General features: G+C 60.9%; 11 protein-coding genes. 6 read left to right on the top strand and 5 right to left on the bottom strand.

The features are described 5' to 3' along the window. Nucleotide 1: 1 nt before the first annotated feature. The 3 genes from AO356_RS20070 to AO356_RS20060 all read right to left on the bottom strand — a co-directional run bounded on the left by AO356_RS20070 (nucleotide 2) and on the right by AO356_RS20060 (nucleotide 2,397). Nucleotides 2–934: an ABC transporter ATP-binding protein gene (locus AO356_RS20070; protein ID WP_060741215.1), complete on the bottom strand. Its 933-nt coding sequence runs from the start codon at nucleotides 932–934 to the stop codon at nucleotides 2–4. 135 nt (nucleotides 935–1,069) lie between these two features. Next, nucleotides 1,070–1,693 carry a glutathione S-transferase family protein gene (locus AO356_RS20065; RefSeq protein ID WP_060743154.1) on the bottom strand — a complete coding sequence of 208 codons (624 nt, stop codon included), beginning with the start codon at nucleotides 1,691–1,693 and terminating at the stop codon, nucleotides 1,070–1,072. 44 nt (nucleotides 1,694–1,737) lie between these two features. After that, nucleotides 1,738–2,397 carry a transglutaminase-like domain-containing protein gene (locus tag AO356_RS20060; RefSeq protein ID WP_060741214.1) on the bottom strand — a complete coding sequence of 220 codons (660 nt, stop codon included), beginning with the start codon at nucleotides 2,395–2,397 and terminating at the stop codon, nucleotides 1,738–1,740. A gap of 396 nt (nucleotides 2,398–2,793) precedes the next feature. Here AO356_RS20060 and AO356_RS20055 point away from each other — a divergent pair, with 396 nt between their 5' ends. Both AO356_RS20055 and AO356_RS20050 read left to right on the top strand, forming a co-directional pair. Continuing rightward, the gene (locus AO356_RS20055) at nucleotides 2,794–5,241 is read left to right on the top strand and encodes an acyl-CoA dehydrogenase (protein WP_060741213.1); all 2,448 of its coding nucleotides are present in this window, start codon (nucleotides 2,794–2,796) and stop codon (nucleotides 5,239–5,241) included. Between the two features lie 116 nt (nucleotides 5,242–5,357). After that, entirely contained in the window at nucleotides 5,358–5,765 is a 408-nt protein-coding gene (locus AO356_RS20050) for a PA2817 family protein (protein ID WP_003204309.1), read from the top strand. Between the two features lie 168 nt (nucleotides 5,766–5,933). Here AO356_RS20050 and AO356_RS20045 read toward each other — a convergent pair whose 3' ends face one another. Further along, nucleotides 5,934–6,932 (bottom strand): LysR family transcriptional regulator, encoded by a 999-nt coding sequence (locus AO356_RS20045; protein WP_060741212.1) that lies wholly within the window; start codon nucleotides 6,930–6,932, stop codon nucleotides 5,934–5,936. Between the two features lie 90 nt (nucleotides 6,933–7,022). On the opposite strand from AO356_RS20045, the gene AO356_RS20040 reads away from it, so the two are divergent. The 4 genes from AO356_RS20040 (at nucleotide 7,023) to AO356_RS20025 (ending at nucleotide 10,639) form a co-directional block, all read left to right on the top strand. Then, nucleotides 7,023–7,649: a hypothetical protein gene (locus tag AO356_RS20040; RefSeq protein WP_060741211.1), complete on the top strand. Its 627-nt coding sequence runs from the start codon at nucleotides 7,023–7,025 to the stop codon at nucleotides 7,647–7,649. Nucleotides 7,650–8,353: 704 nt separating this feature from the next. Beyond that, nucleotides 8,354–9,577 (top strand): type II and III secretion system protein family protein, encoded by a 1,224-nt coding sequence (locus tag AO356_RS20035; RefSeq protein ID WP_060741210.1) that lies wholly within the window; start codon nucleotides 8,354–8,356, stop codon nucleotides 9,575–9,577. Nucleotides 9,578–9,633: 56 nt separating this feature from the next. Beyond that, the gene (locus AO356_RS20030; protein WP_060743153.1) at nucleotides 9,634–10,347 is read left to right on the top strand and encodes a tetratricopeptide repeat protein; all 714 of its coding nucleotides are present in this window, start codon (nucleotides 9,634–9,636) and stop codon (nucleotides 10,345–10,347) included. A 22-nt stretch (nucleotides 10,348–10,369) separates the two neighbouring features. Beyond that, the gene (locus AO356_RS20025) at nucleotides 10,370–10,639 is read left to right on the top strand and encodes a DUF3613 domain-containing protein (RefSeq protein WP_060741209.1); all 270 of its coding nucleotides are present in this window, start codon (nucleotides 10,370–10,372) and stop codon (nucleotides 10,637–10,639) included. Nucleotides 10,640–11,816: 1,177 nt separating this feature from the next. Here AO356_RS20025 and AO356_RS20015 read toward each other — a convergent pair. Further along, nucleotides 11,817–12,782, bottom strand: coding sequence for a type II secretion system F family protein (locus tag AO356_RS20015; protein WP_060741207.1), 966 nt, complete (start codon nucleotides 12,780–12,782; stop codon nucleotides 11,817–11,819). Nucleotides 12,783–12,808 lie beyond the last annotated feature (26 nt).

Here is a 12,808-nt window from a genome sequence, read left to right as displayed (position 1 = left end):
CTCATACCGCCACCTTCGCCAGATTCTTCTCCACCAGGGACACGAACAACTCCTCGAGGCGATTGGTTTTGTTGCGCAGGCTCAGCACTTCAATGTTTTGCAGAGCCAGTTGGGTGAACAGCCCGGTGATGCCCACGGCTTTGTCCACCTGCACTTCCAGGGTATGGCTGTCCACCAGGCGGGCCGGATAGCCGACGAGCTGGGGCGCGGTCTTCAGGTCGTGTTTCAGGTCCAGCAGGAAGGTTTCCACATGCAGTTGGCTGAGCAACTGGCGCATGCTGGTGTTCTCGACAATGGTGCCGTGGTCGATGATGCCGATGTTGCGGCACAACTGCTCAGCCTCTTCTAGGTAATGGGTGGTGAGGATGATGGTGATGCCTTTCTGGTTCAGCTCGGTCAAAAAACTCCACATCGAGCGACGCAGCTCGATGTCCACGCCAGCGGTCGGTTCGTCGAGGATCAGCAGGCGCGGCTCATGCACCAGTGCGCGGGCGATCATCAGGCGACGCTTCATGCCGCCGGACAGTGAACGGGACGGCACGTCACGCTTGTCCCACAGGCCCAATTGGGTCAGGTACTGCTCGGCGCGCTCGTTGGCGATCTTTGGCGGGATGCCGTAATAACCGGCCTGGGTCACGACGATGTCGAAGGTCTTTTCGAACTGGTTGAAGTTGAATTCCTGGGGCACCACGCCGATGCAGCGCTTGAGGGCTGCGGGCTCGCGGTCCAGGTCATGACCGAACACGTTCACCGTGCCGCTGGTCTTGTTCACCAGGGTGGAAAGAATGCCGATGGTGGTGGATTTGCCGGCACCGTTAGGGCCGAGCAAGGCGAAGAAATCACCTTCGGCGACGTCCAGATCGATACCACTCAAGGCCTGGAAACCGTTGCCGTAGGTTTTGGTTAGCTGCCGGATGGACAGAGCGGAACTCATATCGGATTACGCACCAAGAAGGGAGGGAAGAAAAGAATAGATAAGGGCGGGCGGCGAGCAATGCAACACGGCGCACCAAGGCAATGGTGCTTGGCGTCGCCGCACAAGTACAGTCAAGTGTGTTGATAGTAGGTATTAAGTCAACGCGGTCATGACGGCTTTGCGGTAGGCCGGGCGCTGCTGCAACCGCGCGTACCAGGCCTGTACGGCAGGCCGCTCGGCGCGCTGGATGGGCATCTCGAACCAGGCATAAATGAAACTGCCCAGGGGAATGTCGCCCATGCCGATTTCATCACCCGACAGGTAAAGCTGTTCACTCAAGGTGCGCTCGACCATGGCCAGCAAATCGTCGCACTCCTTGATCGCCGCATGGATGGCCGTCCAATCCTGTTGTTCGGCCGGGGTGCGCAAGACGCCCCAGAACACCGTGCGAAACGGTGCGGCAAAGCTGGACGTGGTCCAGTCCATCCATTTTTCAGCCTGGGCCCGGGCCTGTACGTCAGCAGGATACCAGGCCGAACCCGACGCATGACGGGCCGCCAGGTAACGCACGATGGTGTTGGATTCCCAGAGCACGAAGCCGTCGTCCTCGATCATCGGCACGCGGCCGTTGGGGTTTTTCGCGCGGTACTCGGGCGTGTCCACCACACCGAACGCCCCGCCCGCATCGATGGCCTCGTAGGCCAGCCCCAACTCCTCCGCGCACCATAATGCCTTGCGCACATTCGATGAATTTTTCCGGCCCCATATCTTCAGCATCACGGCGTCCTCGATGGATAAATGCCGCAGCAGCATACGCCGGATCAGGCGCGACTCAAATCGCCCTGCATGTCGCCGAGCAGGCGCGGCACCTGTTCGCCGAACAGGTGCGGGTAGCACTTCTCCAGGTGTTCGAAGAAGAATGCCTCGGGCACGTCGGCGAACTGGCCATGGTCGGTGATGTACTCCATCAGCTTCGCTCCTTGCCGATTGAACGGGTGGAAGACGCTGTCGTGGCGACCGTCGAATTCAAGCGGGGCCACGTCGAACAACGCGCACAAGCCCTGGTTGAAAGCCGGCGTGGCCTTGACCCAGCGGTCGTTCAGGTACAGCTCGGTATAACCGTGCATGGCGAACACGTCGCTTCTGAGCAGTTCCAGCAGACGCGGGGTGGACAGGTGGTTGCGCACATCCGCCAGGCCGATCCGCGCCGGGATGCCGCAATGCCGGGCGCAGCCGGCCAGCAAGGTGGCCTTGGGCACGCAATAGCTTTCACTCGCAGCCAGCGCGTAACTGCCGCGCAAGGTTGCCGGGTCGCGACTGAAGGTATAGGGGTTGTAGCGCACCGCCTCACGCACAGCGTAATACAGGCTGACCGCCTGGGCCCGCGGGTCGCGCTCGGTGCCGCGGTGGTTTTCGGCGAAGTCGATGACCACGGGGTGATCGCTGTCGATGAAGCGGCCGGGGTTCAGGTATTGCTGCATATAAGGAAAGACCTCTGGAAAAACATCCCCCCGCGTAGGAGCTGTCGAGTGCAACGAGGCTGCGATCTTGTCCCAGACAGTTGAATCGCAAGCGAAAGATCAAGATCAAGATCAAGATCAAGATCAAGATCAAAAGATCGCAGCCTTCGGCAGCTCCTACGGAGGGCTTGCCTCGAGTTTATCCACAGCCCCGGCCCAGGGATAACGGCATTCCGGCCAAACAATGGCGTTTTCTCACCTTATTAACGAACGATTTCCCGCGGCTGTTGCCAACCAGACTGGCGCAATGCAACCAGGGTTTCCCAGGAATTCAATCACATCGCGCCGACTGCCGGTTTTGCAGATGCCGTCTAAGCTCTGAAAGTCGGTTTTGCCTTGGTTCACGGAGGATTACATATGCTGTTGTTGTGGATACTGGTCCTGGTTGTCGGGATCGCCTGGCTGGCGCATCGACGCACCGCACCGCTGCCCGCGCTGGGTATCGTCGCGGTCTACCTGTTGGCCATGGGCATTTTCAGCCACGCGCCCGGCTGGCTGATGCTGATCCTCTGGGTGGTGCTCGCGGCTGTCGCGGCCCCGCTGCTGCTACCGGACCTGCGCCGCAAATATTTCAGCGCGCCGATGTTCGACTGGTTCCAGAAAACCCTGCCGCCCATGTCCGAGACCGAGCGCGACGCCATCGATGCCGGCACGGTGTGGTGGGATGGCGAACTGTTCAGCGGCCGCCCGGACTGGGACGTGCTGCTGGCCTACCCCAAGGTGCAACTGACCGAGGAAGAGCAGGCGTTCCTCGACGGCCCTACCGAAGCCCTCTGCGCGATGGTCAGCGACTGGCAGATCGGTCAGGCCATGGACCTGCCCCCTGAAGCCTGGGCCCATATCAAGGAGCACGGGTTCTTCGCGCTGATCATTCCCAAGGAATATGGCGGCAAGGGCTTCTCCGCCTATGCCCACTCCCAGGTCGCGATGAAACTGGCCACGCGCAGCGGTGACCTGGCCTCCACCGTGATGGTCCCCAACTCCCTCGGCCCGGCCGAACTGCTGCTGCACTACGGCACCGACGAGCAACGCGACCATTACCTGCCGCGACTGGCCCGCGGCGACGATATCCCCTGCTTCGCCCTGACCGGGCCGCTGGCCGGCTCCGACGCCGGGGCGATGCCCGACACCGGCATCATCTGCAAGGGTGAATGGGAGGGCCAGGAGACCCTCGGCCTGCGCCTGAACTGGGAAAAACGCTACATCACCCTCGGCCCGGTGGCCACGCTCCTGGGCCTGGCCTTCAAGGCGTATGACCCCGACCACCTGCTGGGTGACGAAGAAGACCTGGGCATCAGCCTCGCCTTGATTCCCACCGACACCCCAGGCGTGCATATCGGCCGCCGTCACCTGCCCCTGGGCGCCGCGTTCATGAACGGACCGAACTGGGGCAAGGACGTGTTCATCCCGCTGGACTTCCTCATCGGCGGTCAGGCCATGCTCGGCAAGGGCTGGATGATGCTGATGAACTGCCTGTCGGTCGGGCGCTCGATTTCCCTGCCCGCGGTGGGCACCGGCGCTGCGAAGTTCACCAGCCTGGTGACGGGCCAGTACGCCCAGGTCCGCGAACAATTCAACGTACCGTTGTCGGCGTTCGAAGGTATCCAGGAGGCCATGGCGCGCATCGGCGGCAACGCCTGGTTGATGGATGCGGCACGCATGCTGACCGCCAACGCCGTGGACCTGGGGGAAAAACCTTCGGTGCTGTCGGCCATTCTCAAGTACCACCTGACCGAGCGTGGTCGCGAGTGCATCAGCCACGCCATGGACGTACATGGCGGCAAGGGCATCATCATGGGCCCGAACAATTACCTGGGGCGCAGTTGGCAAGGTGCGCCAATCTTCATCACGGTCGAAGGCGCGAACATTCTGTCGCGCAACCTGATGATCTTCGGCCAGGGCGCCATTCGCTGCCATCCGTTCGTCCTCAAGGAAATGGCCCTGGCAACCCGTGAAGACAAGGACCAGGCGCTGGTCGAGTTCGATGCCTTGCTGCTCAAGCACATCGGTTTCGCCGTCAGCAACGCCGCCAGCACCCTGGTGCTCAACCTGGGCCTGGGGCATTTCGAGAGGGCCCCCGGCAATGCCTTGAGCCAGGGGTATTTCCGCGCCCTCAACCGGCAGGCCGCGGCATTCGCGCTGCTGGCGGACTTGAGCATGATGCTGCTGGGCGGAGAGCTCAAACGCCGCGAACGCTTGTCGGCCCGCCTGGGTGACGTCTTGAGCAACCTGTACCTGGCGTCCGCCGCGCTCAAGCGTTATCACGACCTGGATTCGCCGGACCACATGACGCCGCTGTTCACCTGGGCCATGGAAGAAAGCCTCGGCCAGTCGGAACGTGCGCTGGATGAACTGCTGAGCAACTTCCCGAACCGGGTACTGGGTTGCCTGTTGCGCCTGGTGGTGTTCCCCTTCGGTCGGCGTCACAAGGGCCCGAGCGACAGGCTCGACGCCGAGGTGGCCGCGGTCATCGGCCGGCCCAAGGGTGATCCGACTCTCGAAGAGTTGCTGCAGGGTTGCTATCGCCCGCAATCGACCGACGATCCGGTGGGCGCCCTGCAACACGCCGCCGACCTGCTGGCGGCCGCCCATCCGCTGCACAAGAAACTGCACGGTGCGCTCAAGCAGGGGCAGCTCAACCCGGCGCCTGGCGAACCCCTCATCGATGCGGCCCTGGAGGCCGGCGTGCTGCAAGCCGGTGAAGCGCAGGCCTTGCGCGCAGCCGAGGCGGCGCGGCGCAAAGTCATCGACGTGGATGATTTCGACAAGGCCGAACTGACGCTGGCGCCAGACAAGGTCCGTTGATACTGACGGCCAGGTACACCGTCACCTGTAGCTCTTCACCTACAGCTCTTCATCTATAAAAGCGGGCGCAAGGGCTTTATACTCCTGCGCCCGTTTTGCTCTTGAGGACTTATCTCGTGTCCAATGTCGTTGCCGATCACCTTGTCTTGCTTGACCACTTGCGCAGCATCCTGGTCGCCGTGGGTGAGGCCGAACAGGTGCCCGAAGAAAGCCACGCCTTGTTCCTGGAGCGCTTCGACGAGTTGCGCGCGCAATTGCCCGTCGACCCGATCGAAAGCCAGTACCTGGGCCAGGACCTCCTGTGCCAAGTGATCGTGCGTTACCCACAGATCGCCCACCTGGTGCCTCGCGACCTGCTCTGGTACTTCGCCGGTGACTGCCTGCACTACATGCCTGACGAAGAAATCGCCCTGTACCAGGCCCTGGAAGAACGTCGTTTCGAAGCCGAGCAAAACGACGAACCTTTCGACTGGAACCAGGAAAAGCAATTGCTGGCGATGTCGGACCAGGACAGCAAGCACTGATTGCGATCCGTCATGCAAAAGGCCCGCACGGTTAAACCGGCGGGCCTTTTTTTGGCCTTGCCCAAATGTGTTGCCTGGACGGGCCTCATCGCGAGCAAGCTCGCTCCCACAGAAAGTCATGATCAACCGCAGCCAGTGTGGGAGCGAGCTTGCTCGCGATGAGGCCCGTCAGAACAACCCGTCACTTTCCGGCAACTCATAGTGCGCCGCGACCTTGCTGGAACGCCCTCCTCCCGCCACCTTGTTCAAGGTCGGCTCCTTCGCCAGGCACTCCACCAGATAATCAATGAACACCCGCAGCTTCGGCGGCAGGTAGCGGGTCGGCGAATGCAGCAACCACAAGCCACCGTGGTACGAAGCGAGGAACGTCCAGTCGGCCAATACCTGCACGATCAACCCCTGTTCCAAGGCGTGACGGGCGGTGAAATACGGCAGGCTACCGATGCCGATGTGCTGCAAGACCGCCCCCAACCGTACCCCCGTGTGATTGGCCGCATAGCGTCCGCGCACGCCTACGGTGACCGACTTGCTGCCTTTCTTGAATTTCCAACGCGCGTCATTGGGCGTTTCGCCCAAGTAAATGCAACTGTGCTCCAGCAAATCGTGGGGATGCGTGGGAACACCGTGTTCCGCCAGGTATTGCGGCGTGGCACAGAGCAGGTGGTCAATGGTCAGCAACTGGCGCCCCACCAGCCCGGCTGATGGTTGATCGGTAATCCGGATAGCCAGGTCGACGTGATCATCGATCAGGTCGACCGGCCGATCCTCCAGGAACAACTCCACATCGACCTTCGGATAACGGCGCAAAAATTCAGGCATGTGTGGATGAATCACGAAACGCCCCACGGCCTTGGGCACGCTGACGCGGATGCGCCCTTCCGCTTCCTGGGTGAACTGGCCGCTGATCTCCATCACTGACCGAGCGGCGGCGACCATCTCCTGGCAGCGCTTGAACACCTCTTCCCCGCCATCGCTCAAACGCAACTTGCGGGTGGTGCGCTGCAGCAATCGGGTCGCCAGGGCTTTCTCCAGGCGAGAAATGCTGCGGCTGATGGCCGACGGCGATGAGCCTGACTGGCGGGCCGCTTCGGAAAAGCTGCCGGTCTCCACGACCTTGACGAAGACCGCCATTTCGGCGAGCAACGGCAACGGTAGATTTGTGCTCATGACGCAACAGTCCTTTGAAATTTGAACGGATTATCACCCTTTTACACGCTACCTATAATCCCGTCACAATTTCTGATGTGGGTATGGACCATGACGCTTCGCCTTTTTTTCCATAGCGATGACCTCAAGGCCAACGTGGAAGTCCTGGACTGCAGCCCCCAGGAAAACGAATTCGCCGTGGTGCTGCGCGCCACCCTGTTCCACCCCCAGGGCGGTGGGCAGCCCTGCGACACCGGATGGATCGACGACGGCCAAGTACTGCGCGTCGTTCAGGACGGGCAACAGATCATTCATTACGTCGACCGCCCAGTAGCCCCGGGCATGGCCACGATCCGTGTGGATGAGCAGCGGCGGCGGCTGAATTCACGCCTGCACTCGGCCGGGCACCTGATCGGCCATTTTGCCGAAAGCCGTGGCTGGAAACCGATCAAGGCCCACCACTGGCCCGGCGAAAGCCGTGTGCAATTCCAGCCAGGGGAAAATCCTCAGGAGCTGGACAGATCAATCATCCAGCAAGGCATCGATGAGTGGATTGCCGAGGATTTGCCTCGCCTGATCGCATTGCGCGAAGGCACGCGAGAAGTCGGTTTCGGTGAGCTGTGCGCCTATGGCTGCGGCGGCACTCACGTACGGTGCCTGCAGGAGCTGGGAACAGTCACCATTGCCTCGCTTTCACAAAAGAAAGGCACCTTGTCGGTTCACTACCACGTGGACTGATACCCGCCGTGGCCAGCAGCCTGGCCCGCGGCTCTCAGGCCTACTCGATCCAGACGGATCGGCCCCCGGTCCTTGGCGTCGAGTACCTCGATCAGCGGCGCGTTCTGCTTCCCAGGTAACCCTTCATGTTTCTCCACAACCCACCACGGGAAAGGTCTGCTCCACGAGCCAGACCAGCCTGAGGCACTGCTGATAGCGCTTGCAGGAGAGCACCAGCGCTAAGCCGTAAAAAATATACACCACGGGGTGATCCTGATTTTTTCGTCGCAAGGCGGCGCTCTTTCTCATGTAAATCTGTCACGCAAAAAACACGCAAAAGACAAATTATTGACGGCCACTTGATCACCAATTTTCCTTCCGTCACTTTTTAGTCGTTTTTTTTGTTTGAGGCGTGGCGCTTTGCCATGCTTGAACTACCTTCAAAAAGAAGCGAGAACAAGGCAGGGTCAAATCACCCTTCAGACGACCTGATTGACATCGGTCTCCTTGCTCGAAAACCCGGATATTCCGGTTCCCATAAAGCTTTTTCGTAAGCTGCCTGCCGTTCGGTCAGGCCGGTGTAATGCGCCCGTTTGCTTGTAGCAATGAGGCCTGTGCCCGGACCGCTGAAGGGTTGGATGAAATAGAAGGGGCAGCCCGGGCCTCTCAAGTGATCCGTGGCACTGGTTAAGCCTAAGGATGGCCTCTCTATCGAGGATCACTTCATGACCCAGCGCACCGCCCCCGTTTTAAAACATTTCATTCATGGCCTGTTCTGGATGGGCCTTGGCCTGGATGCGGCTCAGGCCGCTGCGGCAAATTGTTCGCAACTGGACAATCTGCCGGCGACCTTCGAGGTCGGCCAAGGGCTCCAGAGCGAACTGCGTATCCTCGCACCCGTGACGAAATTGGCTGTCGGCGACCCGAAAATTGCCGATGTGCAACCCAGTGGCAGCGATGCCTTCATCCTCACGGGCCTGGCGCCCGGCGCCACCAGCCTGATGGTCTGGACCGACTGTTCGAAAATACCGCGCCAGAGCATGGTCTTTGTCAAAGGCCGGGCCACTGAGGCGCTGACGGGCGCTGCGAGCATGCCTTCCGAAGACCCGATGCTGCTCGCCCAGGTACAGACCGACATCCGTTTCGTTGAAGTCAGCCGGACCAAGCTCAAGGAAGCCTCGACGTCGATTTTCGGCAGCCGTGGCAATTTCCTGTTCGGCTCGCCGAGGACCTTGCCCACCATCGGCGGCGTTGTCCGGCCTTCATTGCCGGTCAATAACGACATGTTCAACCTGTCTTTCGCCACCGGTAAGACCCTGTTGATGATCAACGCCCTGGAAGGCAGCGGTTTTGCCTATACCCTGGCGCGGCCGAGCCTGGTGGCCCTCAGCGGGCAAAGCGCGAGTTTCCTGGCCGGCGGCGAAGTGCCGATTCCGGTACCCAGTGCCGGCAGCGACAATGTGTCCATCGAGTACAAGGAATTCGGTATACGCCTGACCCTGACCCCCACCGTCATTGGCAAGAATCGCATCGCCTTGAAGGTGGCACCGGAAGTCAGTGAGCTGGACTTCACCAACGCGGTGAACATCGCCGGGACATTGGTGCCCGCACTCACCGTGCGCCGTACCGATACCAGCATCGCCCTGGCCGATGGCGAAAGTTTCGTCATCAGCGGCCTGATCAGCACCCGCAACAGCGCCCAGGTGAACAAGTTTCCAGGGCTTGGCGACGTGCCGATTCTCGGCGCGTTCTTTCGTGACAACTCCATCAACCGCGAAGAGCGCGAACTGCTGATGATCGTCACGCCGCACCTGGTCCAACCGTTGGCGGCCGACGCGCAACTGCCGACCTTGCCGGGTGAGCAACTGCGCAATTACGACCCGAATTTCTACCGTATGTACTTCCTCGAACATGGCGAGTTCGACAACCGCAGCGGGCTTTCCCAATGAGCCGGCGCCTGGTGTGCAACGCGTGCGACGTCCAACGGTTCGCCAAGGGGTATTCCATGAAAACAGTGATCGCATTAGCGGCGACCTTGATGCTTGTCGGTTGTGCCAGCAGCGGCGTGGTGGCTTCACGCACAGCCGATTGCGCCAAGCCCGGAGCCGACCAGGAACTGGCCTTGAACATGGCGGAAGACATGGCCAACGAGGGCCGTCTATACGCCAGCCTGGCGAACCTCGAACGCTTGCCCGAAGACTTGGTCCAGGTCCGCCTGCGCAAGGCTCGGGTACTGCGCCTGATGGGCCGCAACGAGGCCGAACCGTTGTACAAAAGCCTGCTGGGGACATGCCTGGCCGCTGACGGTGAGCATGGCCTGGGTCAATTGGCGGCCGCCAGGAATGACAATTCGGCCGCGACGCAATACCTCGAACGCGCCGCGAAGATGGCCCCGACCGAAGGCAAGATCCGCAATGACCTGGGGGTTGTCTACCTCAATCAGCGACGCATTTCAGAAGCCCGCTTCGAGTTCATGACCGCCATGGAGCTCCAGCAGTCCGACACGCTGGCCGCGCTCAACATGGTGACCCTGCTGATTTACCAGGACAACTGGAAGCAGGCCGCCGAGCTCGCGAACATGGCCAAGCTCAGCCCCCAGCAAGTGGCAGATGCCCAAGCCCGTGCGGAAAAAATCAGGGGTTCGGCCACTCAGGCAGCGACGTCACCCGCCAACCACCTGGCCGAGGTCGTCGATGCTTCAACCGGCGCGGTCAAGTAGAGCGTTACGAGGAGTTCAAGAAATGATGACCAAACAATTGATGATCGTGTGCATGGTGAGCCTGTCCACCGCCGCCTGGGCCATTGAGCCAGGCCCCTCCTCGGCCGCACAGCAAGGCACCGAGAGCTGGATGCAACTGCAGATTCGCGGCGTGGTGGCCTCCACCAACCTGCAAACCGCCTCGGCCGCCGAACGCGAGATGGCCATGCAGCGTTGGCTCAACAGCTTCAACTACCCGATCCCGGAGTTCTTTGACCAGGACTCGGGTGGAGAAATCACCAGCAGCAAATGAAACACGCGGCAAACGAAAGACCACAGCCTCCGGGAGTGCCTGCATTCGATTCGATGTAGGCACTCCCGGAGGCTGTGGTCTTTTGGTTTGAGCGGTCGGCAGACAGGAGTAAACCTGTGGGAGCGAGCTTGCTCGCGATCGCGAACTGACATTCAACCACTTTCATTACTGACCCACCGCTATCGCGAGCAAGCTCGCTCCCACAATGGGCCGGTGCTGAGCACAAGACTCATGAACACCCAGGATCACTTGTGGGAGCGAGCTTGCTCGCGAAGGCGGACTGACAGCCAACATCTTCATTGACTGAACCACCGCTATCGCGAGCAAGCTCGCTCCCACAATGGGCCGGTGCTGAACACAAGACTCATGAATACCCCAGATCACTTGTGGGAGCGGGCTTGCTCGCGAAGGCAGACTGACAGCCAACATCTTCATTGACTGAACCACCGCTATCGCGAGCAAGCTCGCTCCCACAATGGGCCGGCGCTGAGCACAAGACTCATGAACACCCAGGATCACTTGTGGGAGCGAGCCTGCTCGCGATGGCGGACTAACAGCCAACACCTTCATCGACTGACCCACCGCTATCGCGAGCAAGCTCGCTCCCACAATGGGCCGGTGCTGAGCACAAGACTCATGAACACCCCAGATCACTTGTGGGAGCGAGCTTGCTCGCGAAGGCGGACTGACGGCCAACATCTTCATTGACTGAACCACCGCTATCGCGAGCAAGCTCGCTCCCACAATGGGCCGGCGCTGAGCACAAGACTCATGAACACCCCAGATCACTTGTGGGAGCGAGCTTGCTCGCGAAGGCAGACTGACAGCCAACATCTTCATTGACTGAACCACCGCTATCGCGAGCAAGCTCGCTCCCACAATGGGCCGGTGCTGAACACAAGACTCATGAACACCCAGGATCACTTGTGGGAGCGAGCTTGCTCGCGATGGCGGACTGACAGCCAGCACCTTCATCGACTGACCCACCGCTATCGCGAGCAGGCTCGCTCCCACATTGAGCCGGCGCTGAACACAAGACTCATGAACACCCAGGATCACTTGTGGGAGCGAGCTTGCTCGCGAAGGCGGACTGACAGCCAACACATTCATGGACTGTCAAACCACTATCGCGAGCAAGCTCGCTCCCACATTGGACTTGCGGCAGGGCACGGGAGGTCTACATATTCCCGAAGGCCCTGAACACGCCGATCATGGCCGGGCCGATAGCGACCAGGAAGAAGCTCGGCCACAGGCAGAAGATCAGCGGGAAGATCAGCTTGGTGCCGATCTTGGCGCCCATTTCTTCCGCGGCCTGGGTACGCCGGTCGCGAAACTCATCGGCGTAGATCCTCAGGGTATCGGCCACGCTGGTGCCAAAACGGATACTTTGCGCCAGCAGGCTGACCAGGCCCTGGATGTCCTCCAGGCCGGTGCGCACGGCCAGTTGCTTGAGCGCCTCGGTACTGGTGATGCCCGCCCGGATCTGCGCATTGACCAACGCCAGTTCCTCGGCCAGCTCAACCTGGCTGACCGACATCTCTTCAGCCACCCGCTCAATCGTCGTGGGCAAGGCCAGGCCCGACTCGACACAGACCACCATCAGGTCCAGTGCATCCGGGAACGCCGCGCGCAGCCGGCCTTGGCGCGCCTGCTTGCGTTTGCCGACGTAGATCGCCGGCAGCAACCAGCCGATACCGGCGATGAGGGTTACCGCCAGTAGACCAATGGCCACCGAAACCTTGACCATCGGCAGCAGCAACAACGCAATGCCGACCAGCAACAACGGCAACATCAGGCGCACGGCCCAATACATCTGCACCGCCGAAGCAGACCGGTAACCGGCGTGGGTCAGCAAGGTCTGGGTGGCGGACGTGTGGGCCTGGTCGGTGGAAGCAAAACGCTGGCCGATCCGCTCCAACAGCAGTTGCAGGTTACTGGGCGCCTCCTGCCCCACCGTGCTGCCAGCATAACCACGCTTGATCAGCGCCAGACGCCGCTGCACCGGATCCTGCAGGCCCAGCATCAATAGCAGGAGCGCAACGGCCGCCAGCACTGTGCTGAGGCCAATCGCGGCGATGAACAACAGCCGTGCCAGTTCTTCGTTACCAGTCAACCGGCTCAACAATCCGAGCAAAAAGTCCATGACAGAAACCTCTCGGCGCAACAGCG

The organism is Pseudomonas fluorescens (genome assembly GCF_001307275.1).
GTDB lineage: Bacteria > Pseudomonadota > Gammaproteobacteria > Pseudomonadales > Pseudomonadaceae > Aquipseudomonas > Aquipseudomonas fluorescens_AA.
The sequence above is the reverse complement of the archived record's forward strand: the minus strand, read 5'-3'. Positions and strand labels throughout refer to the sequence as shown.

Bases quoted from the DNA above. Each gene is read 5' to 3' on its own strand.
- AO356_RS20035 (WP_060741210.1), top strand. From the start codon at position 8,354: ATGACCCAGCGCACCGCCCCCGTTTTAAAACATTTCATTCATGGCCTG.
- AO356_RS20070 (WP_060741215.1), bottom strand. From the start codon at position 934: ATGAGTTCCGCTCTGTCCATCCGGCAGCTAACCAAAACCTACGGCAAC.
- AO356_RS20055 (WP_060741213.1), top strand. From the start codon at position 2,794: ATGCTGTTGTTGTGGATACTGGTCCTGGTTGTCGGGATCGCCTGGCTG.
- AO356_RS20015 (WP_060741207.1), bottom strand. From the start codon at position 12,782: ATGGACTTTTTGCTCGGATTGTTGAGCCGGTTGACTGGTAACGAAGAA.
- AO356_RS20060 (WP_060741214.1), bottom strand. From the start codon at position 2,397: ATGCAGCAATACCTGAACCCCGGCCGCTTCATCGACAGCGATCACCCC.
- AO356_RS20025 (WP_060741209.1), top strand. From the start codon at position 10,370: ATGATGACCAAACAATTGATGATCGTGTGCATGGTGAGCCTGTCCACC.
- AO356_RS20045 (WP_060741212.1), bottom strand. From the start codon at position 6,932: ATGAGCACAAATCTACCGTTGCCGTTGCTCGCCGAAATGGCGGTCTTC.
- AO356_RS20030 (WP_060743153.1), top strand. From the start codon at position 9,634: ATGAAAACAGTGATCGCATTAGCGGCGACCTTGATGCTTGTCGGTTGT.
- AO356_RS20065 (WP_060743154.1), bottom strand. From the start codon at position 1,693: ATGCTGAAGATATGGGGCCGGAAAAATTCATCGAATGTGCGCAAGGCA.
- AO356_RS20040 (WP_060741211.1), top strand. From the start codon at position 7,023: ATGACGCTTCGCCTTTTTTTCCATAGCGATGACCTCAAGGCCAACGTG.